23 protein-coding genes and 2 pseudogenes are annotated in these 26,268 nt (G+C 71.3%); 10 read left to right on the forward strand and 15 right to left on the reverse strand.

Annotated features, from left to right (window positions below):
- Positions 1-65: 65 nt before the first annotated feature.
- Entirely contained in the window at positions 66-971 is a 906-nt protein-coding gene (locus ACZ7D7_RS32950) for a B12-binding domain-containing protein (RefSeq protein WP_470829142.1), read from the reverse strand.
- A gap of 282 nt (positions 972-1,253) precedes the next feature.
- Between ACZ7D7_RS32950 and ACZ7D7_RS32955 the strand changes: the two genes are divergently transcribed.
- The 3 genes from ACZ7D7_RS32955 (at position 1,254) to ACZ7D7_RS32965 (ending at position 3,436) form a co-directional block, all read left to right on the forward strand.
- Positions 1,254-1,862, forward strand: a complete 609-nt coding sequence (locus ACZ7D7_RS32955; RefSeq protein WP_470829144.1) for a sigma-70 family RNA polymerase sigma factor — start codon at positions 1,254-1,256, stop codon at positions 1,860-1,862.
- A gap of 106 nt (positions 1,863-1,968) precedes the next feature.
- On the forward strand, positions 1,969-2,802 hold the full coding sequence (locus ACZ7D7_RS32960) for a DUF4397 domain-containing protein (RefSeq protein WP_470829146.1): 834 nt from the start codon (positions 1,969-1,971) through the stop codon (positions 2,800-2,802).
- 190 nt (positions 2,803-2,992) lie between these two features.
- Positions 2,993-3,436 (forward strand): class F sortase, encoded by a 444-nt coding sequence (locus ACZ7D7_RS32965; RefSeq protein WP_470829179.1) that lies wholly within the window; start codon positions 2,993-2,995, stop codon positions 3,434-3,436.
- Positions 3,437-3,993: 557 nt separating this feature from the next.
- On the opposite strand, the gene ACZ7D7_RS32970 is transcribed toward ACZ7D7_RS32965, so the two are convergent.
- Both ACZ7D7_RS32970 and ACZ7D7_RS32975 read right to left on the reverse strand, forming a co-directional pair.
- Positions 3,994-4,185 carry a hypothetical protein gene (locus tag ACZ7D7_RS32970; protein WP_470829147.1) on the reverse strand — a complete coding sequence of 64 codons (192 nt, stop codon included), beginning with the start codon at positions 4,183-4,185 and terminating at the stop codon, positions 3,994-3,996.
- Positions 4,186-4,456: 271 nt separating this feature from the next.
- Complete coding sequence (locus ACZ7D7_RS32975; protein ID WP_470829149.1) at positions 4,457-4,942, reverse strand: MarR family winged helix-turn-helix transcriptional regulator; 486 nt, start codon at positions 4,940-4,942, stop codon at positions 4,457-4,459.
- Positions 4,943-5,022: 80 nt separating this feature from the next.
- On the opposite strand from ACZ7D7_RS32975, the gene ACZ7D7_RS32980 reads away from it, so the two are divergent.
- Positions 5,023-7,140: an MMPL family transporter gene (locus ACZ7D7_RS32980; RefSeq protein ID WP_470829150.1), complete on the forward strand. Its 2,118-nt coding sequence runs from the start codon at positions 5,023-5,025 to the stop codon at positions 7,138-7,140.
- Between the two features lie 585 nt (positions 7,141-7,725).
- Positions 7,726-8,070 carry an STAS domain-containing protein gene (locus tag ACZ7D7_RS32985; RefSeq protein ID WP_470829152.1) on the forward strand — a complete coding sequence of 115 codons (345 nt, stop codon included), beginning with the start codon at positions 7,726-7,728 and terminating at the stop codon, positions 8,068-8,070.
- 366 nt (positions 8,071-8,436) lie between these two features.
- Here ACZ7D7_RS32985 and ACZ7D7_RS32990 read toward each other — a convergent pair whose 3' ends face one another.
- Positions 8,437-9,042, reverse strand: a complete 606-nt coding sequence (locus ACZ7D7_RS32990; RefSeq protein WP_470829154.1) for a sortase domain-containing protein — start codon at positions 9,040-9,042, stop codon at positions 8,437-8,439.
- A 44-nt stretch (positions 9,043-9,086) separates the two neighbouring features.
- A complete protein-coding gene (locus ACZ7D7_RS32995; protein ID WP_470829156.1) occupies positions 9,087-9,860 on the reverse strand; it encodes a hypothetical protein in 774 nt (257 codons plus the stop codon).
- Positions 9,861-10,319: 459 nt separating this feature from the next.
- Between ACZ7D7_RS32995 and ACZ7D7_RS33000 the strand changes: the two are divergent.
- The 3 genes and pseudogenes from ACZ7D7_RS33000 to ACZ7D7_RS33010 all read left to right on the forward strand — a co-directional run.
- Positions 10,320-10,496 (forward strand): annotated as a pseudogene (locus ACZ7D7_RS33000) (respiratory nitrate reductase subunit gamma); the annotation flags it as partial.
- Between the two features lie 948 nt (positions 10,497-11,444).
- Positions 11,445-12,350: a universal stress protein gene (locus ACZ7D7_RS33005; protein WP_470829157.1), complete on the forward strand. Its 906-nt coding sequence runs from the start codon at positions 11,445-11,447 to the stop codon at positions 12,348-12,350.
- A gap of 76 nt (positions 12,351-12,426) precedes the next feature.
- Positions 12,427-13,305, forward strand: a complete 879-nt coding sequence (locus tag ACZ7D7_RS33010; RefSeq protein WP_470829159.1) for a universal stress protein — start codon at positions 12,427-12,429, stop codon at positions 13,303-13,305.
- 331 nt (positions 13,306-13,636) lie between these two features.
- Here the strand turns inward: ACZ7D7_RS33010 and ACZ7D7_RS33015 are convergent, their stop codons facing one another.
- From ACZ7D7_RS33015 to ACZ7D7_RS33045, 7 genes and pseudogenes are all read right to left on the reverse strand, one after another.
- On the reverse strand, positions 13,637-13,786 hold the full coding sequence (locus ACZ7D7_RS33015) for a hypothetical protein (protein ID WP_470829161.1): 150 nt from the start codon (positions 13,784-13,786) through the stop codon (positions 13,637-13,639).
- 145 nt (positions 13,787-13,931) lie between these two features.
- Positions 13,932-14,762, reverse strand: a pseudogene (locus tag ACZ7D7_RS33020) (IS5 family transposase).
- A 14-nt stretch (positions 14,763-14,776) separates the two neighbouring features.
- Entirely contained in the window at positions 14,777-16,087 is a 1,311-nt protein-coding gene (locus ACZ7D7_RS33025; protein ID WP_470829162.1) for an RNA polymerase sigma factor, read from the reverse strand.
- Positions 16,084-16,461 carry a YciI family protein gene (locus ACZ7D7_RS33030; RefSeq protein WP_470829164.1) on the reverse strand — a complete coding sequence of 126 codons (378 nt, stop codon included), beginning with the start codon at positions 16,459-16,461 and terminating at the stop codon, positions 16,084-16,086. The genes ACZ7D7_RS33025 and ACZ7D7_RS33030 overlap by 4 nt, the downstream gene beginning before the upstream one ends.
- A gap of 10 nt (positions 16,462-16,471) precedes the next feature.
- Positions 16,472-17,080, reverse strand: a complete 609-nt coding sequence (locus ACZ7D7_RS33035) for a dihydrofolate reductase family protein (protein WP_470829166.1) — start codon at positions 17,078-17,080, stop codon at positions 16,472-16,474.
- 429 nt (positions 17,081-17,509) lie between these two features.
- Complete coding sequence (locus tag ACZ7D7_RS33040; protein WP_470829168.1) at positions 17,510-20,239, reverse strand: cation-translocating P-type ATPase; 2,730 nt, start codon at positions 20,237-20,239, stop codon at positions 17,510-17,512.
- Between the two features lie 2 nt (positions 20,240-20,241).
- On the reverse strand, positions 20,242-21,123 hold the full coding sequence (locus ACZ7D7_RS33045; RefSeq protein WP_470829169.1) for a universal stress protein: 882 nt from the start codon (positions 21,121-21,123) through the stop codon (positions 20,242-20,244).
- 286 nt (positions 21,124-21,409) lie between these two features.
- On the opposite strand from ACZ7D7_RS33045, the gene ACZ7D7_RS33050 reads away from it, so the two are divergent.
- A complete protein-coding gene (locus ACZ7D7_RS33050; RefSeq protein ID WP_470829171.1) occupies positions 21,410-21,889 on the forward strand; it encodes a cation:proton antiporter regulatory subunit in 480 nt (159 codons plus the stop codon).
- A 3-nt stretch (positions 21,890-21,892) separates the two neighbouring features.
- Positions 21,893-23,089 (forward strand): cation:proton antiporter, encoded by a 1,197-nt coding sequence (locus ACZ7D7_RS33055; RefSeq protein ID WP_470829173.1) that lies wholly within the window; start codon positions 21,893-21,895, stop codon positions 23,087-23,089.
- Here ACZ7D7_RS33055 and ACZ7D7_RS33060 read toward each other — a convergent pair.
- From ACZ7D7_RS33060 to pflA, 3 genes are all read right to left on the reverse strand, one after another.
- Complete coding sequence (locus tag ACZ7D7_RS33060) at positions 23,083-23,970, reverse strand: universal stress protein (RefSeq protein ID WP_470829180.1); 888 nt, start codon at positions 23,968-23,970, stop codon at positions 23,083-23,085. The two genes, ACZ7D7_RS33055 and ACZ7D7_RS33060, sit on opposite strands and share 7 nt — an antisense overlap.
- A gap of 332 nt (positions 23,971-24,302) precedes the next feature.
- Positions 24,303-25,295: an Acg family FMN-binding oxidoreductase gene (locus tag ACZ7D7_RS33065; RefSeq protein WP_470829174.1), complete on the reverse strand. Its 993-nt coding sequence runs from the start codon at positions 25,293-25,295 to the stop codon at positions 24,303-24,305.
- Between the two features lie 117 nt (positions 25,296-25,412).
- Positions 25,413-26,177: a pyruvate formate-lyase-activating protein gene (gene pflA, locus ACZ7D7_RS33070; protein ID WP_470829176.1), complete on the reverse strand. Its 765-nt coding sequence runs from the start codon at positions 26,175-26,177 to the stop codon at positions 25,413-25,415.
- Between the last annotated feature and the right edge of the window lie 91 nt (positions 26,178-26,268).

Genomic DNA, 26,268 nt, shown 5'->3' on the forward strand with positions numbered 1-26,268 from the left:
CCATGGCTCGGACGCCACGGCCCAGCGCGGGGCGGATTGCGACACGTGACCGGACTACGACGCACCTACGACACCGACTCCTCCAGGACGGCGACCGCCTCGGCAAGCCCCGACGGACGCGCGAGACCGGCCACCCCCTGCCCCGCCCAGCCGGGTCCCAGGGTGAGGACGATCGGCCTGCGACGGGCTCCGCGCACTCCCCACTCCATCGCCGCCACGTGCTGGGCCAGCGGGCGGCTGGCGGTGGCGCGGGACTGCGCCCACAGGCCCACCGCGGCAGGCCCGGTCCTGCGCACCGTCGCGACGAGCGACTCGACGGGCAGGGCACCGCCGAACATCCGCACCGGCATGCCTCGCTCCGTCAGCGCCGCGGACAGCGCCTCCAACGGCAGCGTGTGGTTCTCCCCCGGCACACACGCGAGCACCGTGGTGGCCCCGGGACGGTCCGCGACCGTGCGGGGCGTGGCGCGCCGCAGCGCGCCGGAGACGTGCCAGGACAGGAAGTGCTCGACCTCGACGTACTTCTCGCCCGAGGTCTCCCACTTGCGGCCGACGGCCTGGAGCGTCGGCACGATCACCTCGGTCCACGCGGCGACCAGTCCGTGTTCGGCGATCGCGGCGAGCAGCAGTTCGTCCAGGGCGGCGGCGTCCAGACGCAGGGCGGCCCTGGCGATTCCCCTGCACTCCTGACGTACGTCGCCGAGTTGCAGACCGCTCCCCGCCCGGCTCCGGCGCCGGGCCTGAGCCCGATCCGGCCCGGCGCCGGAACGAGACGGAGGAACCGCCGACCGTTCCCCGCTGCGCGCGAGGCGGGCCGCCTCGGCCGGCGGCAGCCCGGTCGCCGTCAACGCGCACATCCGCTCCAGCTTCGCCACGTCCGCCGCCGTCCAGCGCCGGTGCCGGCCACCCGTGTGCGCGTCCGGCCCCAGCCCGTACCGGCGGTCCCATGTGCGGACCGTGGTGGGAGCCACCCCCAGACGCCGGGCCACCTCGCCGGTGGTCAGTCCACCGGACAGCGGACCGCCGTCACCGGCTCGGTTCGCACCGTCTTCCCTCCGTACACCCGTGCCTCCACTGTACGACGCACAAACGACGCGTGTTGCCTGCGTCGTTTGTGCGTCCAAGACTGGAAGCACGCCCACGGTGGCAACGCAAGCCGGATCGGCGCACTCGCCGTTCGGCGGACGTCCCTCCGCCCCTACGGGGGCGGACGTCCCTCCGCCCCCGTAGGACGCACGGCAGGAGGAAGGGCCATGAACAACCACCCGCGACCGACCACCACCCTCGTCCCGCCCGTGGAAGAGACGCGGTACGAGGAGGAGCTGGCCCGCGGCCTGGTCGGGGCCGACGAGGAAGCGTTCGAAGCCATCTACCGGCGCTGGGGCTCACTGGTGCACACCATGGCCACCCGGTCCCTCGGCGACACCCATGAGGCCGAGGACGTCACCCAGCAGGTGTTCATCGGTGCCTGGCGCGGGCGGCACGGCTTCCGGCCCGAGCGGGGCGCGCTCGGCGCCTGGCTGGTCGGCATCACGCGCCGCAAGATCGTCGACGCGCTCGCGGCCAGGGGGCGGCGGCTGGCCGTCGTCGAGTCGGCCACTCAGGACGCCGCGCCCGCCCGGCTCGTGCAGCGGGCGCCGGACGAGGTGCTGGACCGCGTGCTGCTCGTCGAGGCCATGTCCTGGTTGCCGCACGCGCAGCGCCAGGTGCTGTGCATGGCCTTCTACGAGGACCTGACGCATGTCCAGATCTCGGAACGCACCGGCATGCCCCTGGGGACGGTCAAGAGCCACGCCCGCCGCGGACTGCATCGGTTGCGCACGTGCGTCGACCAGGACAACGCCCACGGCACCGACGTGTGACCACATCGAGGAAACGGTGCCTCGGCGCATCCACGTCGCCGCCCACCCGCGAAACAACGGTGAGACGCCGCAGCAGGCGGTGACTCTCGACGAGGGGATGATTCCCATGACCAACCGGACCACCATCGCCGTCGCCGCCTCCGCCGGGGCCTGCGCCCTGGCTCTCGGCGTGAGCGCACCCGCTCTGGCGGCCCCGGGCCAGGCGCAGGACGAAGCCACGGTGTCCGTCTTCCACGGCATCCCCGGGATGACGGTCGACGTCTACGCCAACGGCGACGAGCTGCTCAGCGACTTCAAGCCCGGCACCGTGACGGACCCGCAGTCCCTCGACGCGGGAACCTATGACATCCAGATCTTCGAAGCGGGCCAGGGCCCCGACGGCACTCCCGCCCTTGAGAAGCAGGTGAAGGTTCCCGAAGGCGGCAACGCCACCGTCGCCGCTCACCTCTCCGCCGACGGCAAGCCCCGGCTGACGGCGTTCACCAACGACGTCTCCAAGGTGGACGCCGGCAAGGCCCGCCTGACCGTCCGCCATGTCGCCGCCGCGCCCGCGGTGGACGTACGTGCCGGCGGACAGCCCGTCTTCACCGGCCTGACGAACCCCGACCAGGACACCGCAGCCGTCGACGCGGGCACCGTGAACGCCGACGTCGTCCTCGCGGGCACGGACACCGTGGCCGTCGGACCGGCCGAACTCGGCCTCAAGGAGGGCACGAGCACCATCGTCTACGCCTGGGGCAGCGCCGAGGACGAGAACCTGGCCCTGGCGACCCAGACGTTCACCGGCATGGAGACGATGCCGAAGGCGGTGCACGCGGGTGGCAGCGGTGCTGCCGTCACGCAGAACTCCCCCGATCAGTGGCTCGCCTGGGCCACGGCGGCCGGTGCGATCACCCTGTCGGGTGTCATCGTGGCCCGGGTCGCCGGCCGGCGTGGCTGACGCCGTGCGACGGCTGACCGGACCGGCGACGACGGCTGCCACTCTGGCGGCCGCCCTCGCCTTTTCGGGTGCGCCGTCGGGTCGGGCGCCCGCACCGCCCGACTTCGGATCCGCACCTTCGCAGCAGCGGACGGCATCGACGCCGCCGTCCAGCGGCGCGGAGTCACCGGAGGACACCGCCGCGGCCGCACTGCCCGAGCGTGTCCGGGTCCGCGACGTTGGTCTGGACGCGCGGGTGCGGCCGGTCGGCCTGACCGAGGAGGGAGCCATGACCGTCCCCGAGGACCCCGCCGTGGCCGGCTGGTACCGCTACGGCCCGGTCCCCGGGAGCCCCGCGGGATCGGCCGTGCTCGTCGGACACGTGGACAGCGAGTCGGGCGCCCTCGGCGAGTTCGCCGCGCTGTACGACGTACGGCGCGGCGACCGCGTCGAGGTCCGGCGGGCGAAGGCCCCGCCGATGGTGTACCGCGTCGCCTCGCGCACCACCGTGCCCAAGGACGAACTGCCGCCCTCCGTGTTCCGCCGAACGGGCGGCCCGGTCCTCACACTGATCACCTGCGCACCGCCGTTCGAACCGGAGCGCGGAGGCTACCTGGCCAATCTCGTCGTCACGGCCGAGCCGGTGCGTGGATGACGGCGTCGTCTCACACGTCACGGCCTTGTGCGTGCATGCCGCGGGAACGAGCACTACGAGACACGGGAGAGCGCAGTGAGCCACGTGGACCCGTCTCACCTGGCGGAACTGGCACTCGGTCACGCGAACGGCGACGAGGACGCCGACGCCCTGCGGCACATCGCGTCGTGTCCGCGCTGTCGCCGTGAACTGGCGCAGACGACCCGCGTGGTGGCCGCGGCGCGGAGTGCGCGGGCGTCGGACCTGCCGACAACTCCGCCCGAGCGTATGTGGCAGCGCATCGCCCAGGAGGTTCTCCATGAACACGGCACACTCCCCCACCCCGGAAAGAACCACACCCGCCGGTCGCCGGCCATGGGGACTTGCGAGGTACGTGGCGCACATGGCCCGCGTAGCGTGCCGGCAGCCGGAGCACGCGCGGGCTTCCTCGCACTCGCTCTGGCGGCGGGCGTCCTGCTTCTCCGGTGGTTGCGGGCAAGGGCCGGTCGCACGGCGCCCGACCGGCGGCATCGGCCCTCGTGATGGCGCCGCGCATACTGAGTACGCCGTCACCTGCCTCAAGGCGGGCACGGTCGAACCCACTGGAGGACGCCCGACCCGCGTGGTTGCCCGATCAGGACGTCCTGCGTGACGAGGTCGGACCTCTCGGTCGCCGGCGTCGCCGCGGTGTCCCGGACGGCGGGCTCGTACACGAGGTGACGGTCGAGCGTCTCGTGGACGGCGACGAAGTGCGCCGCGGCTGCGTTCAAGCTGATGTGCCCCCACGCGTCGCTCGGTTGTCGCCGGTGTGGAGCGGGACGGGACGTCGCGCCGCCGCACTCCGTGTACCGACCCTTCGTCCGGCACCCTGGCCGGACCCACCGATCGGCGACGTCCAGGGGCCACAATGTGGCCGCCGCCGCCTTCATGGGCCAGGTCGGACCTCACCGCCCGACGACGGAGAAGACGGGCGGGGCGGAGCGGGGGCCGGTTCGCCGGTGAGTGTTCATCCCCGGCGAACCTGCGTGGGAGGCCTTGGCCTCACGCCCGCGTCTCTGTTGCGACCAGCTCGGCGTTGAGTGCGCGCAGGAAGTCCGCGATCGTCGCCAGCTGCTCCGGGGTGAACTGGCCGCGCGCGGTCTCAGTGGCCCGCGCGAGAGGGCTGAAGTACTCGCGGGCGAGCGCTCGGGCGTCAGGGTTGTACTCGAGGTGAACGACTCGGCGGTCCGCGGTGTCGCGCACGCGGCTGACGTGCCCCGAGCGCTGGAGCCTGTCGAGGCAGGCGGTGATCGCTCCTGAGGTGAGACCGAGCTCCTCCCGCAGACGCGTGGGAGTGACGGGGCCGTCGGCGGAAGCGGAAGGGTCCATGATCACAGCGAGTGCGTGAACGTCTGTTGGGTGCAATCCGTGCTGATGGGCGAAGTCCAGGGTACTTCTGTTCAGTTCACGGTTCAGCGTGCGCAGCAGGACGGCGTAGGCGAACAGGTCGCTGGCCTGGCCGGTGGTGTCCGATGGGCGTGACTGCATGCACCGATCATAGTCTTACTCAACCATTGAGATAGTTTAGCTTTGAGATACCTCTACTCGCTCGTCCCGATAGGGAGTCGATGAACAGCGCGCGTCGACCAGTCCGCCGGCTGGTCCCCCTCATCCTCGTAGTGGTCTGGCTCGGCCTGGGCGGAGCCTTCGGCTCCTACGCGGGCAAGCTCGGCGAGGTCTCCACCAACGACCAGACCGCTTTCCTGCCCCAGAACGCCGAGTCCACGAAGGTGATCAACCAGCAGAAGGCCTTCGACCAGCAGGAGACCCTGCCCACGATCGTCGTCTGGACCGCCTCCGATGGCGACGACGTCTCGCAGGCCCAGCAGAAGGCGGCCACCGCCGCCCTGCAGTCGCTGAACGGTGCGCAAGGCGTGGAGGGGACCCCCTCTCCCGCGTTCCCGTCGGAGGACGGCAAGGCTCTCCAGGGCGTCGTGCCGCTGTCTCCGGACCTTGGTGAAGAACTCGGCGAAACCCTCGACGAGATCCAGGCAGCAGCTGATGAGGTACCGGACACGCGAGCTCAGCTCGCCGGCCCGGCCGCGACCCAGGGAGATCTGGGGGAGGCGTTCGCCGGTATTGACGGGATTCTCCTCGGCGTGGCACTTGCCGCGGTACTGCTCATCCTGCTGCTGGTCTACCGAAGCGTTCTGCTCCCGTTCCTGATCATCAGCAGCTCCGTCTTCGCTCTCGGAGTCGCCGGCGCGATCGTCTATGTGCTCGCCGACCATGACATCGTTCGCGTCGACGGCCAGGTCCAGGGCATCTTGTCCATCCTGGTGATCGGCGCGGCCACCGACTACGCCCTGCTGCTCACCGCGCGCTTCCGTGAGGAACTGGCCACGACCAGCGACCGCGTCGCAGCCGCCTGGGCCGCCACGCGAGGCTCGTTCGGAGCCGTCGTCGCCAGCGCCGCGACCGTCGCGCTCGGCCTGCTCGCTTTGCTTCTGAGCGACCTGACCAACAACAGGGCGCTCGGACCGGTCGGTGCGATCGGGGTGGTCTGCGCCGTCGTCACGACCCTCACCTTCCTTCCCGCCGCCCTGGCCCTGATGGGCAAGGCCGCTTTCTGGCCTGCCAAGCCGAAGCCGGCGGACGCGGAAACGGGCGGTCACGGCATCTGGCGCCGCGTCGCCCACTGGCTGGACGCCCGTCCCCGACAGCTGTGGATCATCACCACGGGTCTTCTGCTGATCGGTGCGGCGTTCTTCCCCGCCCTGCAGTCCAAGGGCGTACCGCTCGACGAGCTGTTCGTCAACGACGCCCCGTCAGTCGCTGCCCAGCAGACCCTGGGCAAGCACTTCCCCGGCGGCTCCGGCCAGCCGGCGGTCATCATCGCCGACGCCGACAACCAGACCGCGGTACAGAAAGCCGCAGCCCAGACGCCGGGAGTGGCCGACGTCCAAGTGGCCACCAGCACTCCCGGCGGAAAGCCGCTGGTCGTCGACGGGCTGGTCCGCATCGACGCGACTCTGAGCGCCGCTCCGGACAGCGACACCGCCAAGGAAACCGTCCAGAACCTCCGTGACCAGGTCCACGCCGCCGACGCCGAAACAGTGGTAGGCGGCTACACGGCTCAGCAGTACGACACCCAGCGCACGGCAGAACACGACAAGAACCTCATCATTCCCGTCGTCCTCGCGATCATCCTCGCCATCTTGGTCGTCCTCCTGCGGTCCCTGCTCCTGCCTGTGCTTCTGGTGGCCACGGTGGGCCTGAACTACCTGGCGACCCTCGGCATCGCGGGACTCGTCTTCGAGCATGGCTTCGGATTCTCCGGCACGGATGCTTCCGTGCCTCTCTACGGATTCGTCTTCCTCGTAGCGCTGGGAGTCGACTACAACATCTTCCTCATGTCCCGTGTCCGTGAGGAAACGCTCCGCTTGGGCACCCGGCAGGGGATGCTCCGGGGCCTCATCGCCACCGGCGGTGTGATCACCTCGGCCGGAGTGGTACTGGCTGCCACCTTCGCAGCGCTCCTCGTCATCCCCCTCGCCTTCCTGGCCCAGATCGCCTTCATCGTCGCCTTCGGCGTCCTCCTCGACACCATTGTCGTGCGGTCGCTACTGGTTCCCGCTCTGGTCAGGGACATCGGGCCCGCGGTCTGGTGGCCCAGCCGACTGGCCAGTGCAGCAGACGACGAGCGTTCGCTTCCGACCGCGACCGACACGAAGGCAGCGGCCTAGATGTTCTGTCCCGGGAGGTTGTGGGCGGGTGAGCCACATCTCGGCTGAGGGATCTTGAACAGGTGAGGGCCTTCCGGTTCGGTGTGGATCGCGACGTCTACACCTGACCGAAAGGCCCTCGTGCCCCACCGTAATGCACCGCTGACCGAGACCGGACGGCTGCGCCTGGCCCCGGCCCGGCGCAGCGGAGCCTCGGGTTGACCCACCACCCCCACGAGGACACGAGCCATAGTCAGCGGTCAGTTCTCAGCTGGACCATTAACTGCAAGCTCTCGCGCGCAAGCCCGTGCTCTCCCAGGCGCGACCGCGCTCGAAAAGGCCCGCTCCGGGCCTGTGCGACATCGCTCCGCTGCCGGCTGCCGCCCCCGCCCCGCCTTCCTCCCCGCCGCACATGGCCAGAGGCCGAACACCACGCCACAACGCGCCCTGCACACCCTCCCGCCCGAAGGCGGGAGGGGCTTTCGTCGTGGCCCGCGTCAGCGAATCGCCAAGAGTGCTGCGGCACCAGCCCGGCCGGTGACCTTCTGTGGAAGGCTGGTTCCGGCAGGTCGGGCCGAGTACCGGCGGCGGTTGGGAGAACGCGACGTGGCTGATCCCGCGGTTGAGATCACCGCTTCGGGCAGTTGTCTGGTGGCCAGGGTCAGCGGCGAGATGGACTATCTGACGGCCCCGGTCTTCCGGGAGCGGTTCGTGGAGCTGATCAGCCGGGAGCGCTACGTCGTGCTGGATCTGTCGAATGTCTCGTTCTGTGACTCGGCCGGCCTGAATGTCCTGCTCAGGACGCGACGGCAGGCCGAGGCGAGAGCGGTGGTTCTGGCTCTGGCGTGCGTGCCGCCGCGGGTGCAGCGGCTCTTGGAGATGACCGGGGCGGACCAGGTCCTACGTGTCTACGGCACCGTCGCCCAGGCCCAGGCGGCCTGCGAGAGGTAGACCCTGCTTACCAGGTGGTTGGCCGGCTGTGACGGCGCTGAGCGGGGCTGTCCGGCCCTGCACGACCAAGCCTCGCATCCTCACCCTGCCGAACCCTCGGCACCCTGCGGCCAGCCGCGTTGGCAGCGGAACGGTGTGCAGGCGCCGGGCACTTGCAACCATCCGCGCGGCGTGGTCAGCCTTGTCGGTCATGAGCCCCGCCTGACGCGGCGTCAGGCCGAACGGCGCGTCCTGCGCCTGTGCCCGTCGGCACCGCCCTGGTCCTTGCCTTCACCACCGCGGTCCTGGTCGCCCTCGTCGTCGCCCACCGCCGCCAGCGCGTCGACGAGGACGTTGGCACAGCCTCAGGAGGGGAGCGGTTGTCGCTCAGGTCCTCGCGGGGTGGGCGGTGACGACCAGGTTGGCTCGGTACTCCTTGGTTGTTTCGTCCCAGTCGGCGCAGGTGAGGAGTGTCAGCTGGGGGTGGGCGGTCGGACCGTAGACCGAGTCGGAGGGAAGAAAGTTCTTGCCGTAGACACGCATGGTGGTGACGGTGAAGTGCGCGTCGCGGCCGTCTTCGCGCTCCACCGTGATGCGGTCGCCTGCGCGGAGGGCACCCAGGCCGTAGAAGGCGGCGGGGCCGCTGGTGGAGTCCAGGTGTGCGGCCAGGACGGCGTTGCCTCGTTCCCCGGGAGCGGCGGAGCCGGTGTGCCAACCGGCACGGTCGGGGTCGGCCGGCAGGGCTACGGAGCCGTCCTTCGCCGTGCCGACCGCCTCCACGGGCGCGTCCAGGCCGACGCGCCCGGCCGTGATCCTGACCGGCTCGGAGGCGGGAAGGACGGAACTCCCGCGGCCGAGGGCGACTGTGGGCGGCTGGAGGTGTGCACGGGCTGACGGCGGCGGGCCAGGTGGCGGCTGATGGTAGGGCAGGAACGCGGCGGCCAGCAGGCCGAGCCCCGCGGCGGCGCATGTGGTGGCCGCCGCGGTGCACACGCCGCGGCGGCCTTTCACGCAGCGAAACCCCATACCAGCCGGGGTCAGCGCTGGCCTGCGCCGCGGCGGCGCAGGCCGTACGCGGCCATGGCTGCGACGAGGAGCGCGGCACCGCCGGCGGCTGCGGTGGTGTTGACGGAGGCCTGTGTTCCGCCCTGGCCGCCGTGCACGGCACCCTTGGCGGCTGTCTTCAGCACCCCGCACAGAGCGGGGTTGGTGGCCTCGGAGGGCAGCTTGGGGTCGAGGTCGCTGGGGCCGAGGTTGTCGTCGTACTTCCCGTTGCCGTTGAAGTCGATGCCGTGGACGACGACGACGCCGGTTCCCTCGCGCAGGCTCTTGGCGGCCTCGTCGCTGAGGTGGATGGTGCGCTGGTAGTGGACCTTGTCGCCGACCGGGAAGCGGTCCACGGCCAGTCCGGAGGCGGGGCTGGTGTCTCCGGTGGTGGTCAGCGAGGTGCCGATGCCGCCGTAGAAGGGGGCGCCGTCGGTGGTGTTGAGGAACGTCTTGCCGTTGCGCGTCTTGGCGACGGTTTCGGGCGGGCACTCGCCCTTGGCGTTGATGTGGAAGTGCTGGGCGTGCGGGGCTCCGGCCAGCAGGCCGCTGTGCCTGACCGTCACGTGGGCCTCGTTGCCCTCCAGGTGCACCACGGCCGTGCCCGATCCGGTCACCTTGTTGACCTTGAACGGGTTCAGCGTCGCGTGCAGCTTGATTGCGTGACCACCGCGGGAGGAATCACCGGCCACCGCCGCCGGGGCGAGCGCCACCGCGGGCGCCAGAGCAGCCAGTGCGGCAAGCGCACAGGCGGTCTTCTTCGTCATTCGTGTCTCCACTGCAGAGTATCGGCGCGGTCGGCACCGCCGTGTGGGCCCAGATCCCGGCCTCGCGGGCAACCGCTGCTGTCAAGCAACGAACCTGCCTCCCCGCCCGCCCTCATGCCACCCCGGCTGGCCCCATACCGGTGCGTAACGGGCGTCACCGACCGAGCACGGCACGTCGGCCGACACTCGTCATCACGCCTGCCACCTGCAGAAAGTGACCGTATGAGACCGCGGGGCGCGCGACCGGGACCGGCAACGGGCACCGCTACGGAAAACGGGTGCCCAACTGCCCGACCTCGGCCGCACCACTTCATGGCCGCCCACGACGGCGCTGGTTCTGTCACGCTTCCGGGAGCGACAGCGCTCAGGGCTGCTGGCCCCGACTCCAGGCAGGCCTGCCCGCCCTGGGTAACGGGCCCTCAGACGCGGCTTGCCCACGCCAGGTGCTTGTCCGAAGTCGACTACCGCTCCACCGTCTCCGTATGGTTCCGCGGCCTGTTCGTCCCCCAGCCCCAGCCCGAGGCCGTCTCCGGCACCCCGCTGCTGTTCGCACTGCACGCGCTGAGCGCTTTCCTGCTCTTCGCGGCCTGGCCGTTCACCCGCCTGGTACATGTGTGGAGCGCCCCGATCGGATAGCCGGCCCGGCCGTACCTGGTCTACCGGCGGCGAGCCGCATGAGTGACGAACCCGCGCTCGCACCGGACGCCACTGCCACAAGGCGCCCACGGCGCGAGCCGTGATGCCCCCACTGGAGGCGCAGTGGCAAGACAAGCGACAGCGGGGAGCCAACCCCACGGTGGCGCGGCCTGTCCGTGACAGCAATGGCTCTCGACCGTGTTCTCCTCCCCCCACAGTTCGCTCGGCGTGGCCGATCAGCCGGCCCCGCGTCTGGGCGGGCGACACGCGGTGACCGGCCGGGAGGCAGGGCGGGACACAGGCCCGGTCGCGGCCATTGCCGGCCGCCGTGGGCCGCGGCGAAGAACCTCAGCCGCCGGTGTCCGGGCATCCTCGTGCGATCTCTCCACCGTGCCGTGCACGAGGCGCCGCCGCCGACGCTCGATCGGACCCCCACTTCGTCGTCGACCGGCTACGAGCGCCCGCCACCGAAGCCACCGACCTACGACCCGATCACGGCCACCGGTGGTCACACACGACTCTGTCGGGGCGGGGTGCCTGCGATTACGTTTTACGGTAAGTGGCCTGGGTGAACCGGGCACTTCGAAAGTGGGGCCGGCGGCATGATCACGGCTGGGGAGGGCGCTGGCCGGCGGTCGCTGGACGGCGTCTCCACCTCGGCTTCGTCCGCCTTCGAGGGCGGCAAAGAGATCGCCGGGCCCTCGACTGGGCCCGCTCGTTCCTCGCCGCCGTCCAAGCCGTGGGGTCGGCTCTGACCGTGCTTCCGCTCGTCTCCGGGAACCGCTCGCTGTGCTGCTGCGAGGGGCACCGGCAAGCCCTCTCGTCAGGCCCGCTCTTCGGCATGGCCGTGGGGCCGGTCGGCCCGGCCAGGGGACCTGCGGCCCCTTCAAAGTCCCGACTCCGATAGCGACGCTGACATTGTCAGCCCTTGTCCGGGAGGTGGAGAACATGACCCGCACGATCATCGTGGGCCTCGACGGCTCGCCCGAGAGCCGCGCCGCCGCGGAGTGGGCGGCCCGCGAGGCAAAGCTGCACGGCCTGCAGGTGAAGCTCCTCCACGTATGGGAGCCGGTACCGGAACCAATGGCACAGGCGCCGCTGCTCGGTTCCGAAACGCATCAGCACTGGACTGAAAAGGTCCCCCGGGAAACGGCCAAGGGTCTCCGGCTGCGTCACCCCGGCATCGAGGTGACGACCGAGCACGTCGCCGGCCGCCCGAGCGAGCTGCTGTGCGAGGCGGCGAAGGCCGCCGAAATGCTCGTCCTCGGCTCGCGAAGTCTGAATGGCATCAGTGGGTTCCTGATCGGTTCGGTCGGCATGGCCGTTGTGGCGCATGCCGAGCGTCCTGTCATCCTGGTCAGGGCCGGTGAGCAGACGGCGGACGAGCATGAGTCGGGCCCGGCGGGAATTCCGTCGGCCGCTACCCGGTATCGACCGGTCGTGCTCGGCCTCGACATCGACAGCCTTGACGCGTCGGTGATCGAGTTCGCTTTTGCAGCGGCCGCCCTGCGCGATACCGGCCTGCGCGTCGTACACGGATGGAATCTGCCCCCTTACTACGTCTACGGCGCGACCGCCGACCTGGAACGGTATGACAAGATCGCCCGCCGGCACGCCTCCGCGCTCGCCGAGGCCCTGGGCCTGTGGCGGGAGAAGTACCCGTCCGTCGAGGTGGTCGAGGAGTCCCGTTCGGGCAACCCGGCCGGCCATCTAATTGACGCCTCCCACGGGGCCTCGCTGGTCGTAGTGGGCCGGCGGATCCGCCGCCACCCGATCGGGCTGCACATCGGCCGTGTCACACATGCTGTCCTCCATCACGCCACTGCCCCCGTCGCTGTCGTCGCGCACGACTGACGCACTGCACACAGGGCGGTCAAGGAAGGCGGGCGGCGGTCCGCGCCGAACAGTGCGCCAAGGAAGGACGAGGACGATGAACCTGCCGATCGTGGTCGGCGTGGACGGCTCCGAGGCCAGCCTGCGGGCCACGGACTGGGCTGCCGACGAGGCAGCTCTGCGGGGGGTGCCGCTGCGTGTGGTGCACGCCTCGCTCTGGGAGTGCTACGAACGTGCCGTCTTCCCCGCAGCGTCGAAGGGGTGGGAGCGGATACTCACCGACGTCCTCGTGGTGGCCGCGGCCGATCGTGCCCGGCAGCGGGTCCCGGACATGCAGATCGCCACACAGGTCGTGCCCGAGGGGCCGGTGCCCGTTCTGGTCCGCGAGGCACATGATGCGTCCGCGCTGATCCTGGGATGCCGGGACCGCGGCGGCGTCACCGAGCTGTTGCAGGGCTCGGTCAGCCTGACCGTGGCCGGCCTCGTCGGCTGTCCGGTGATCGTGGTCCGCGGCGACCGCTGTGGCAGGGAGAGGTGCGGCACGCATGGCCGTGTCGTGCTGGGCGTCGGTGAAGAGGCAGCAGGCGCGAACGCCGCCCGGTTCGCCCTGGAGGAGGCGGAGCGGCGGGGCGCCGTACTGGAGGCCGTGCGGGCTTGGCGGCGCCCGGCGCACGAGACCACGGACCACCTGATGCTCGTCGGGGAACCGGCAGACGTACGTGAGCAGCGGGCGGTGCAGGTCCTCGAAGCCGCGCTCCGTGAAGCCCCGGCGGGTGTACCGCTGCACAAGCGTGCTGTGGAGGGCCCGGTCCGGCAGGTGCTCCTGGACGCCTCCCACGACGCCGACCTGCTGGTCTTGGGTGCGCGGCGCCACCCTGGGCACTTCGGGCTGCGCCTCGGCCGGGTCGCCCACTCGGCGCTGACCCATTCCGCCTGTCCGGTCGCCGTGGTGCCTGAGCAGCCACGACACCTGTAACCCCCCTCTCCGAAGGAGTGCGGCACGCACAGGCTCCTCGACCCGACGCCCCTCGACCCGACGGTCCTCGTCGCGCATGACTGACGGAGAACGACGGTGAGGAGGCAGCCTGCCGGTCGGCTCTCTCAACCACCGCGCGTATCCGGCACACCGGGGACGAACAGCGGGCCCGCACGGCCGATCGCCCCCCCCCGGGACGACCTCGAACAGCCCTTCGAGCCGCCGGATGTCCGACGTGTCGAGAGATCATGCGCAAGGCCACCATGACGTACGACGCGCTCGTCCGCGACCGCGACGGAGGTTTCGGCCGCGTCCTCGTCGTCATCCGTGTCTACTCGGCGAGACCGATCACCCGGCCCCGCGGCTCGGCGCGCAGGGCCCCGTAGCCCGGGTGCACCGGGGCGCAGGTCCGGCCGGCGGCCATCGCGGCGGAACGGCGGCTCGCCGCGAAGAACCGCAGCCGCAGTTCTTCCGGGGACATCTCCTCGTAGAACTGTGCAACCGCTCGTGGTCGCCCCGCTGCACGCGGCGTATACACACGGTCGCGCCGTCGTCGCGCAGGGTGTGGCTCGTCGAGCACCTGCGGCATGTGTCAGACACCCCCTAGCTAGGTTCTGTCTCTTTGGTCAACCTCGGGTCCAGATGAGGATGCCCGCGAGGTGAAGTGCGGCCTGCCTGGTAGGCGATCGCGAGTTTGTCGGTCCGTGTGGCCAGGCCGCGCCACTGCTTGAGGCGGTTGATGCATCGCTCGACGGAGTTCCGCTGTTTGTGGACCTCGCTGTCGAAGCGGGGCGGCCGGCCACCGAGCCGGCCTCGCCGCAGGCGGTGGCCGACTTGGTCGGAGGGCTGCGGGATGACCGCACGGATGCCGCGGCGCCGCAGGTGGCTGCGGATGGCGCGTGAGGAGTACGCGCGGTCTGCCAGGACGGCCAGGGGCCGGGTCCGAGGTCTGCCCGGGCCATTGCGGGGGACGCGGATGCGGGACATCACCGTCTCGAAGGCGGGTGCGTCACCTGCTTGGCCTGCGGTGACGGTGAAGGCGAGGGGCCGTGCGCGGCCGTCTGCGGCCAGGTGGACCTTGGTGCTCAGTCCGCCGCGGGAGCGTCCGAGTGCGTGATCGGCGGGTTCACCGGAGCGGGCCGCCCCCTTTTGAGTGCCCCGGCAGCGTGCTGGTGAGCTCGAACGACCGTGGAGTCCACCGACATCCAGTCGAGGTCGTCGTCGGCGTCCGCCGCCGCCAGGACGGCGGCGAGGATCATCTCCCAGGTGCCGTCGACGGCCCATCTGATCAGCCGCTTGTGAGCGGTCTTGAACGAGCCGAGCTCGTCGGGAAGGTCCCGCCAGGGCGAGTTGGTGCGGTACTTCCATGCGATGGCCTCAAGAGTGCGACGGTGGTCGGCCCATCGCCGGCCGCGTACCGGATCGGGCGGCATCAGCGGCTCGATCCGGTCCCACATCGCATCGGTGATCACTAATCGGACAGACACATCCGATCAACCGACCAACCCATCAAAGGGACACGCGCTAGGGTCAGTGTTGCGGCGCGTTGTTCGAGGAAGGCGCGGGCGGCCGGGTCGTCGCTGAGCACCGCCGCCTCGGCGAATGCTGCGACGGCCTCCGCCTTTCGGCCGAGGCGTGCCAGCAGGTCGCCGCGCGTCGCGTGGTAGGGCTGGAACCGCCGGCGTTCGGCCGGCAACCCGTCCAGCAGCGACAGCCCGCGTTCCGCGGAGTCCGTGCGTGCCACGACGGCCGCCTGTGCGACGCGGCTCCCCATACTCAGCGCGACCGCGACCAGGGCCGCGTAGAGGGTGCGGAGCGCGGCCCAGTCGGTCTCACCGGTGCGGGCCCGGTCGCAGTGCACGGCCTGGATGGCGGCCTCCATCTGGAACCGGCCCGGTGCCCGGCCGGGGCGTTCGGCCCGCCGCAGGTACTCCTCCCCGCGCGCGATGAGCGCCCGGTCCCACCCAGCCGTGTCCTGCTGGTCCAGCGGTACGTAGGTCTCGGCGGGTATCGCCCGGGCGGCCGCCAGCGCCAGCAGCGCCGCCAGCGACCACGCCTCGGGCTCCTCGCCGAGCAGGGTGGCCGTCGTGACGGCGAGGTGCAGGGCCTCAGCAGCGAGCGGTTCTCCTTCGCCCCGTCTCGGCGCGGCCAGCGCGAAGCAGCCGTAGATCGCCTCCAGCACCCCCGGAAGGCGCTCCGGCATGGCCTGCCGTCCGGGGATGACGAACGGAATGCGCGCGTCACGGATGCGCCGTTTGGCACGCACCAGCCGCTGCGACATGGCACCGGCGGGCACCGCGAAAGCCCGGGCGATCTCGGCGGAGTCGAAGCCGAGCACGGTCTGCAACATCAGCGGCGTGCGGACGTTGGCGGCGACGGCCGGGTGAGCGCAGACGAACAGGAGGGCCAGCCGCCGGTCCGGGATCGCGTCCGGGTCGAGATCCTCCAGGGGTGAGACGGCGTCCGCGCCGGTGTCGGTGGCCGCCTCCAGCGGCTGGTTACGGCGGTGCGCGGCGGATTTCCAGACGTCCCTCTGCCGGTTCCGCGCGACCGTCAGCAGCCAGCCTTCCGGGTTGCGCGGCACGCCTTCCCGTGGCCAGGCGGTCAGGGCCTGCTCGAACGCCTGCACCAGGGTGTCCTGGGCGAGTTCGAGATCGCCGGTGGGGGCCGCCAGCAGCGCCACCAGCCGGCCGAACGAGGTCCGCGCGGTGCGCTCGGCGACGGACGCGACGGATGCGACCTCTGCGGCCGTCCCGGCCCTCTCTGTCGTCTCGCCAGTCATGAGGACGGAACCCACCTCCCCTCCTCGAGATGCACGGCACCAGGCCGGATCTCGACCGTGCCCCACGAAGCGGGAGGTGCCTGCCGTGCCCACTCGAGGGCGGCGTCGAGATCCGGCACGTCGATTACGATCACACCGCCGAGCTGCTCCCTGGTGTCAGCGAACGGCCCGTCCTGAATGCGCGGCTCTCCCTCGACCAGGGTGAGGGTCGTCGACATCGCCGAGGGCTGCAACACCTGGCCGCTCACCAATACGCCGGCCTGCTCCAGCGTCCCGGCGTAGGCCGCGAAGGCCCGCATCCCGGCGGCCATCGCCTCCTCGCCGATCGACTCGTCGGTCTCCTCGCCGTAGTGGAACAACAGTGTGTACCGCATACCGCCACCCTTACACAGCCGAGCCGGACCGGTCGGGTCGCTTGACCCGGTACCGCGCGACCACGACGCCGGTCGTGGACGTGACCGACTCCTCCATTTCCAGATCGGCGCGTTCCCCCTCGCCAAACAGCCGGGTACCCGAACCGAGCACGATCGGATGGATCAGCAGCACGTACTCGTCCACCAGCCCCGCCGCGTGCAGGGAACGCACCAGCTCTCCGCTGCCGAGGATGGTGATCACCCCGTCGACGTCCCGCTTCAGCGCGGCCACGGTCTCGCTCGCCTCTCCGGGCAGGAGGGTGGAACGGGGGAAGGCGGGCTCAGTGCCCGCGTCGCGCGAGACGACGTACTTCCGCTGGCCCACCAGAGCCTCGGTGAACGGATTGGGCTCCGGAACCGAGGTCCAGTAGCCCAGCAGGTCCTCGTACGTCCGCCGCCCGAACAGCATGGCTGCGGTCCTGCCGATACTCGAGCCGGCGAACTGCCCGATCACCCCGTCGGCGTAGCCGTTGCCCCACCCTCCGTGGCGGAAGCCGGCACGCGTGTCCTCGTCCGCCCGTCCTACGCCCTGCATGACTCCGTCCAGGGCCACACTCTCGAAAACGCTGATCGTGCCCATGACGATCGCCTCCTCCGTATCGCCTCCCGGACCACGGCATGCGGCCCGGCACAGTGATGACGAGCCGAGGAGCCCGGGACAGACATCCCCAGGAAGATTTCTTTTCAGACGCCCCCGCAGCCGTCAGGACGGCCCGCTCGACGCCGCTCCACAACCCGCATCCGGCTTCCCGCCGCAGGACACTCCGTGCAACTCGCCTCGTACGTGTCGGCGGCTGGTCGGCGGCCATCGAGAAGGCTCGGAGCCGTCAGGGGGCCGCTTCCCACACGGTGACGCTGCCCATGTAGCTGCCGGTGGCCTTGTCGAAGGACTCGACTGTTACTGCTCATCAGGAGACGGCGCACTCGTCCCTGTCACTCGGCTCGCAGTTCCGCCACTGATCAACCCATCAAAGAGACACGCCCTAGCCGCCCCCACGTCAAAGAACGGTCAGCCCTTGCGGCCGAGCCGCGCGCGTCCGGTGCGCCAGGCGTGTTCGGCCAGCAGCACGGTGGAGGCGGTGGCCAGGCAGACGGCCCACTGAAGGGGACTGAGGGGAACGGTGTCGAAGACGCCGTGTGCGTAGGGGACTTGAACCGCGACGACCTGCAGCGCGAGGACGACTCCAAGGCAGATCCACAAGGTGCGGTTGTGCAGTTGGTGGCGACCGAGCACCGGGCCGTCCTCGCTTCGCGCGGCCAGGGCGTTGAACAGTTGGAAGAGCACGAAGGTGGTGAAAGCCATGGTCGCGGCGGTCGCTGTGCCGGTGAGGTGACGGCCGGCTGAGAAGACGGCGAGGGTGCCGGTGGCCATGACGGTGCCCGAGCGGGTGATGGCGGCCAGGCGGCGGACATTGAGGATGCGGTCGCCGGGCGGGCGGGGCGGGCGTCTCATCACGTTGTCCCGTGGGGGATCGATGCCCAGGGCCATCGCGGGCGGCCCGTCCATGATGATGTTGACCCACAGCAGCTGGATCGCGGACATGGGCGCCGGAAGCCCGGCCAGCACGGCGGCGAGCAGGGTGAGGATGGCGCCGATGTTGGTGGAAAGTTGGAAGCGGACGAAGGTGACGATGTTGTCGTAGATGGAACGGCCTTCGCGCACCGCTCGGACGATGGTGGAGAAGTCGTCGTCGGTCAGCACCATGTCGGCGGCTTCCTTGGCGACATCGGTGCCGGTGACGCCCATGGCGACGCCGATGTGAGCTGCGCGCAGGGCGGCCGCGTCGTTGACGCCGTCACCGGTCATGGCCACGATGTGGCCGCGCCGGGCGAGGGCGCGCACGATGGTGACCTTGTGTTCGGGGGCGACACGCGCGAAGACGCCGATGTCCTCGATGCGGTCCTCGAGGTCCTGTTCGCTCATCCCGGTCAGTTCGGTGCCGGTGACGACGTCGCCGGAGATGCCGACTTCACGGGCGATGGCGGTGGCGGTGTCGGCGTGGTCCCCAGTGATCATTTTGACGGTGACGCCGGCGGTCTGGGCGAGGGCGACGGCGTCGCGCGCCTGAGGGCGGGGCGGGTCGGCGATCCCGGCGATCGCGGTCAGGGTCAGTCCTGTCACCTGCTGCGGGTGCGGCTGGTCCTGGTCGGCCGCGGTGGCGGCGGCGAGGACCCGCAGGCCCCGGCTGCCCATGCGGCGGGCGACCGTGGTGATCTCGGTGCGCCACTCAGTGGTCAGGGGCGCGGGTCCGCGGCCGGTCAGGACGTGGGTGCAGCGGTCCAGCAGGACGTCCACGGCGCCCTTTGCGTGGACGCGGGTGCGGCCGTCGGTATCCGTGTGGAATGTGGCCATGTACTTGGCGGCCGGGTCGAAGGGAACCTCGGCGGTGCGCGGGTTGCGTTCCCGCAGGGTCGCGGCGTCGAGGCCCGTCTTGGCGGCGAGCACGAGCAGGGCGCCCTCGGTGGGGTCTCCGATGATGCCGTTGCCGTCGGGGGTGAGGCGGGCGTCGTTGCACAGCGCGAACGGCAGGATCGCGTCGTGCAGCCGCGGGGTTGCGTCCCCGATGTCGGCGGTGCGCACCGTGCCGGCGGTGTCGTAGCCGTCGCCGGTCACGTCGTACAGGCGTCCGGCGGACCACAGTGCGCGAGCGGTCATCTCGTTCAGGGTCAGGGTGCCGGTCTTGTCGCTGCACACCACGGTCGCGGAGCCGAGCGCCTCGACGGAGGCCAGGCGTTTGACGATGGCACCGCGGCGGGCCATGCGGTACACGCCCAGGGCCAGAGTGAGGGCAAGGACAGCGGGCAGGCCCTCGGGGATCGCCGCGACCGCGAGGGCCACCGCCCGCAGCGCCAGGTCCGCCAGGTCCTCGCCCCTGATGAGGGCCACGAGTGCGTAGGCGGTCACGGCGACACCGCTGACCACGGCCAGGCGTCGGCCCAGGCTGTCCATCTGGACCTGGAGCGGGCTGGGCGGTTCGCTGCCGGTGCGCAGCGCCTCGGCGATCGCTCCCACCTCGGTGCGCATGCCGGTGGCGGTGACGATCATCTCGGCGCGCCCGCGGGTGAGGGCGGTGCTCATGAAGAGCATGCCGGTGCGTTCGGCGACCGGAACAGGCTCGTCTCCGTCGGCCGCAGCGGGTGCGGTGGTCTTGGCCACGGGGTGGGACTCGCCGGTCAGGGCGCTCTCGGCGGCTTCGACGGATGCGGCGACCACCAGGCGTCCGTCGGCCGGAATGCGGTCGCCGGCTTCGAGCAGAACCACGTCGCCGGGCACCAGGTCGCGCGCCGGAACCATACGGACCTGGCCGTCGCGGCGTACCCGGGCGGTGGGGACCAGCATCTGACGCAACGCTTCCAGGCTGCGCTCGGCGCGGCGTTCTTGCAGGTAGCCGATAGTGGCGTTGATGAGGAGGACGACGGTGATGACGAGGGCGTCCTTGATCTCACCGATGATCCCGGCGACGACGGCGGCGACGAGCAGGATGCCGATCAGCCAGCTGCGGAACTGGTCCAGCAGGCGCAGCCACTGCGGTCTGCGAGCCGGCTCGGCCAGTTCGTTGGCTCCCCAGGTGGTCTGCCGCTGCTCGGCGTCCGCTGTGGACAGGCCCGCTGCCGGGTCCACGCTCAGGAGGCCCGCCACCTCGGCGGCATCGCGCCGGTAGGCGTGCGCCATCGGCTCTGGCTGCTTCCGGCTCGGCGGGGCTTCTGGCGCGGCGGTGGTGTGGGCCTGCTGAGGCATGATCACTCCTCGCCGCGGACAACAGTGACCGGGCAATGGGCGTGGTGGAGCAGGGCCTGACTGACGGAGCCGAGGAGCAGTCCCGTGAAGCCGCCGCGACCTCGGGCGCCTGTCACGACCAGTTGGGCGTCGTGGCTGGCGCCGATCAAGGCCGGACGGACTCGGGAGCGCAACAGGCGCCGCTCCACCGCGACCTGGGGGTATTCCTCCTGCCAGCGGGCCACCGCATCGTCCAGCAGGTGCTGCTCGGCTTCGCGCAGCCGCTCGGCGTCCGCCACCACGGCCGTCAGCGGATCCCCGGGGCCCTCGTACGCCCGTTCGCTCCAGGTGTTCCACACGTGCAGCGCCACCAGCGGTGCCTCGCGCAGTGCGGCCTCGGCGAACGCGAAACCGACCGCCTCCTCCCCCGCTTTGGAGCCGTCCACCGCCAGCAGCACGGGACCGGCGGGGTCCGGGCGCCCGCGCACCACCATGAGCGGGCAGTGGCCGTGGGCGGCCAGATGCACCGCGGTGGAGCCCAGCAGCAGCCCGGTGAAGCCGCTCAGGCCCCGGCTGCCGACCACCGCCAGTGCGGCGGTGCGCGACTCGATCTCCAGCACCGCGAGCGCCTCACCGGCCACGACGGACCGGGTCACCTCGATGCCCGGCACGACGGCGTGCGCCCGTTGCTCCGCCCGGGCCAGTGCGCCCTCCACCATCGGCTCCAGACTGTGTCCGGCCGGGTTCCACGGTGGGGCGCCCGACGGCAGGTGCGCGGAGGGGTGGCCGAAGGCGTGCACGACACGCAGCGGCGCCCCGCGCAGCCGCGCCTCACGGGCGGCGACATCGACCGCGTCAAGACTGGACGCAGAGCCGTCCACCCCTACGATCACCGGATCAATCACTGGTCTCTCCCGTCCATGGCGCCGCCGACGTGCGGCCTTTCGGCTCCAGCTTCGGCGCAGTCCTCCACCGGGAACAGGGGCCATCGGGCCGTCCGAGGGGCCACTCGGCCCTGCCGGCTCCGTCCCGAAGGTCAGGACACTGGCCGCCGGACCGTATGCACCGGACCGGGCACCGGCGGCGCGCCGCTGCTCGAGTACCCGGTGAGGCCTGCCGAATATCTCTTGACGGCGGGCGGCGAGTACGGCCGCACCGGTATTCGGATTCGAGGCTGACGGGGTGATCCCAATGGACGTCAACGAGGTGCTGCTGCCCGGAGTGGGGCTGCGGTACGAGTTCGTCAACCACGAGGGCGACAGGGTCGGAGTCGTCGCCCAGCGCTCAGGGGACTTCGAGCTGGTGGTGTATCCCGGCGACGATCCCGACGAAGCCCGGTCGGTGCTCCGGCTCACCAGCGAGGAGGCCGACACCGTCGCCGAGATCCTCGGCGCCCCGCGCATCGCGGAGCGCTTCGCCGACCTGACCCGCGAGGTTCCGGGCCTGGGCGCCGAGCAGATCGAGGTGCGCCCCGGCAGCCCGTTCGCCGGCCGGGCGCTGGGTGACACCCGGGCACGGACCCGTACGGGAGCCTCGATCGTGGCCGTGGTCCGCGGCGAGGAAGTGATCGCCTCCCCCGGGCCGGACCAGACCCTGCGAGCCGGAGACGTCCTGGTGGTCATCGGCACCCGCGAAGGCATCGCCGGGGTTCAGCGGATCGTCCAGGGCTGACCGGTGCACACACCTATCGCCCTGTTGCTGGAGCTCGGCGTCATCCTGACCGCGCTGAGTGTCCTCGGCGCGGTGGCACGACGCTTCGCCCTGTCCCCCGTGCCGCTGTACCTGGTGGCCGGACTGGTTCTCGGCGACGGCGGCCTCACCCCGGTGCCGGCGGCCCGGGAGTTCGTCGACACCGGCGCCTCGATCGGTGTGGTCCTGCTGTTGCTGGTCATCGGCTTGGACTTCACCGTCCCGGAGTTCACCGCCAGTCTCCGCCGCCACCGGTCGTCCGCCGCCGTCGACCTCCTCCTCAACGCCGTGCCCGGCGCCGTGGCGGGATGGCTGCTCGGCCTGGACACCTCGGGGATCCTCGCCCTCGCCGGGGCCACCTACGTCTCCTCCTCCGGCATCGTCGCCCGCCTGCTGGCGGACCTGCGCCGGCTGGGCAACCGGGAGACCCCGGCCGTGCTGTCCGTGCTGGTGGTGGAGGACTTCGCCATGGCCGCCTACCTGCCTCTGCTCGCCGTCGTCACCTCCGGCGGCACCTGGTGGCAGGCGCTGCTCGCCGTCCTGGCGGCCACGGGTGCCGTCGTCGCGGCGATCGCCGCATCCGGCCGCTGGGGGCATCATGTCGGCCGGGTTCTGTCGCACCCCGACAAGGAGCAGGTCCTGCTCCGGGTTCTGGGCATCACCCTGATCGTCGCCGCACTGGCCGAGACCATCCACGTCTCCGCTGCCGTCGGGGCTTTCCTGATCGGGCTTGCGCTGACCGGCACCGCCGCCGAGCGGGCCCGGGCCGTGCTCAGCCCTCTGCGCGATCTGTTCGCCGCGGTGTTCTTCCTGGCTCTTGGTCTTTCTGTCGACCCCGGTGACCTGATGCCGATGCTGCCTGCCGCCGCGGCGCTGGCCGTGGTCGGCGCGGCCACGAAGCTGGCCGCCGGCTGGTATGCCGCCGGCCGCGACGGTGCGGGCCGCCGCGGCCGGCTGCGGGCCGGAACCGCGCTCGTCGCCCGCGGCGAGTTCTCCGTCGTCATCATCGGCCTGGCCGGTCCCGCCCAGGACCGTCTCGGAGCCCTGGTCACCACTTATGTGATGCTCCTGGCCGTCTGCGGACCCGTCCTCACCCGTTTCGCCCCCACCCGAGCCACAGCCCCGCTGCCCGCCACGGTCGCGGGGCCCGCTTCCGGGCCCCACGACCGGCGCCCTCAGTGACGCTCTGTCGTGCCCCGTACCACCGCGACCGGGCAGTGCGCGTGGTGCAGGAGGGCCTGGCTGACCGACCCGAGGAGCAGCCCGGCGAAGCCTCCGCGTCCCCGTGCGCCGACCACCAGCAGCTGAGCGGACCGGCTCGCCTCGATGAGCGCCTCCCTCGTCCCGCCGTGCACCACCCGGTGTTCCACCACCACACCGGGGTAGCGCTCCTGACGGCCGGCGAGCGCCTCGGCGAGCAGACGCTCCTCCTCCTCCGCCAGCGCTCCAGGGGGGTTCGCGTACGGCTCGGACGGATTTTGCGGGGCGGGCACCGGCGCGTTCCACGTGGTCCAGGCGTGCAGCGCCACCAACGGCGCCTTGCGCAGGGCGGCCTCGGCGAAGGCGAAGTCCACCGCCTCCTGCCCCGCGGCCGAACCGTCGACGCCCAGCACGATCGGACCGTCTGCGTGCGGCTGCTCGCGCACAACGAGTACCGGACACCGCCCGTGCGCCGCCAGATGCACCGCCGTCGAGCCCACCAGCAGCCCTACGAACCCGCCCATGCCCCGGGAACCGATCACCATCAGCTCCGCGGCACGCGACTGCGCCTCGAGAACCGTCAACGGCTCACCGGTCAGCACCACATGACTGACAGGGATGTCCGGCGCCACCGCCCGCGCCCGGCCGACCGCCTCGGTCACCAGGCGATCGACCATGTTCCGCAGCCCGCCCTCCGGCGGTCCCAGCGGCGACGGCCCCAACGGTACGTGCATCGCGGGCCAGACAAACGCGTGCACCACTCTCAGCCCCGCCCCGCGTGACCGCGCCTCCCCTGCGGCGACCTCCACCGCGGCCAGACTCGACGCCGAACCGTCCACACCCACGACAACAAGACCACTCACCATGCCTCCTCATACAGATGGCGTTAGCTGTCACGTCCAGGTTCAGCCCGCCAGCGCTCCGCTGGCTTTGGGCCGAGTGGCCGTCAGGAGGGCCAACCGGCACTCGCCAGAACCTGGCGTGCAGGACTGTGACCCGTCCGGCCTCGAGGGCAGGGCCACAGGGCCCTGGCGCACGTGGATCAGGCGTCCGGTGTCGGTGTCCCGTAGGTGCCGGGCGCCTCGTGGGCCACCCGGGAGCGGCTCGTCAGGCACCGCTGAGCGCAGAGGGCCGGGCGGCGGCCTCGACACAGGCCGCGCACACCGAGCGCCCGTCGTGCGGCCCCTGCAGCTGGCTACGTGATGTCCAGGACGTCCCGCACAGGTCGGCGCGGGGTGGCCGGGCCCCGCGGCCCGTAGCCGAGTCGCAGCACCATCTGCACCTGCCCGAGGCCCGAGGCCGGGTCACGGGCCAGCAGACGCAGCTCGCGATCCTCCAGCGCGTGCGAGGTCAGGGAGGTGGCCAGGTCGGCCAGGGTGGCCTCGAGGAGGACACGTTCGAGGGCCTGTCCCGCGCGCAGCCAGTCGGCGGGGCCCTCGCCGCGGGTGCTCAGCAAAGCCAGGTGCGGGGTGTGCTCGAAGGCGGTGGTGCCGCGGTCGGCCACCGGCCGGCGTCCGGAGAAGTCCCGCACTGGGGCTTTGCCGTCGCGCCTGCGCGGGCCGAAGGCGTACTCGGGGACGCCGTCGACGGCGGTGTCCGCTTCTGCTCCGAGCCGGGTCCAGCGGACCAGGTCTTGGTCGGCGTCCGGGTCCGTGGTGTCGCGGCTCTCGGCGTCGCGGACCAGGTCGAGCACGGTTTCGGCATGCCAGGGGCCGGGGAAGACCAGCGTCGTCCCCTCCCGCGCCGCCGCTTCCTGCAAGGTGGTCCGCACGTCCTCGGGGATGTCCTTCTCGGCGAAGGGATGGCGGCTGGTGTGCCGCTGCCGGATTGCCGGGTGCAGCCGCGCCAGCTCCTCGTCCCGCACGCTCCCGATCGGGTCGGGCAGACGTACGGCGGCGAGCAGCAGCGGGTCGTCCGGCTCGGGCAGCAGCGTCGTCTCGGGAGCGAGATCCGCGTGCGCCGCGGCGACACGCAGGTTGAGCAGAGCCGCCCCGCATCCGATGTGCATCGCCCGGTTGTCGGGATCGGACCGGGGCATGGCCCGGTCGGGGTCGGCCCGCAGCTGCAGGATGCGCTCGCCGCTCAGGTGGCGAAAGCGCCACGGCTGCGCGTTGTGCATGGACGGCGCCGCCGTAGCTTCGGCCACCAGCGTGGTCACTGTCTTCTCGTCGAGTGGTCGCTCAGCCATGGCATCCTCCTCACCGCCCCGGTCAGGGGCGGTCACAGCACGGGTACCCCAGCGAGCCGATCGGTGTGCTGCGGGGATCAGGGCCACAGGTACGGACGGACGTCGGCATGAGTGTCATCAGTAAGCCGCCAGCCCGTGCTCGCGGAACTGACCCCGCACCCGGTTCACCAGTGCGGCGTCCGGAACCGGGTTGTCCCTCAGGGGGAAGGGGATGCCCAGTGCCTCGTACTTGCCCGCGCCGAGCTTGTGGAACGGCAGGACGTCGACCCGTTCGACGTTGCCGAGGCCCGACAGGAAGCGGGCGAGTCCCTCCACGGCGCGTGGGTCGTCGGTCCAGCCGGGTACCAGGACGTAGCGGATCCACATCGGCACTCCGAGCCGGTCCAGGCGTGTGGCGAAGTTCAGGGTGGGCCCGAGGTCGCCGCCGGTCAGCTTCCGGTAGGTGCGGACGTCGAAGGACTTGATGTCCAGCAGTACGAGGTCCGTGTCGGTCAGCAGTTCGTCGGTGGCGCGGGCGCCGAGGAAGCCGGAGGTGTCCAGGGCGGTGTGCAGTCCGGCCTCCTTGCAGCGACGCAGCACCGCCGCCGTGAAGGCGGGCTGGAGCAGCGGCTCGCCGCCGGTGATCGTCACGCCGCCTCCGGCCGTGGTGACGAAGGGGCGGAACTTCTCGATCTCGGCCATCACCTCGTCGACCGTGGCCTCACGGCCGTCCCGCATGTGCCAGGTGTCGGGGTTGGCGCAGTACAGGCAGCGCAGTGGGCAACCGTTGACGAACAGGACGAACCGGGTCCCGGGACCGTCCACGCCGGTGGACAGGTCCCAGGAGTGGATCCGGCCGGTCGTCCGGCCGGGTCCCGTCGTACGGTCGGTCGCGGTGTTCACAGCGCTCCGTGGAAGGTGCGGCTGATCACGTCGAGCTGCTGCTCGCGGGTCAGGCGGACGAAGTTGACGGCGTATCCGGAGACCCGGATGG

The sequence above is a fragment of the Streptomyces sp. NPDC037054 genome (assembly GCF_055606745.1).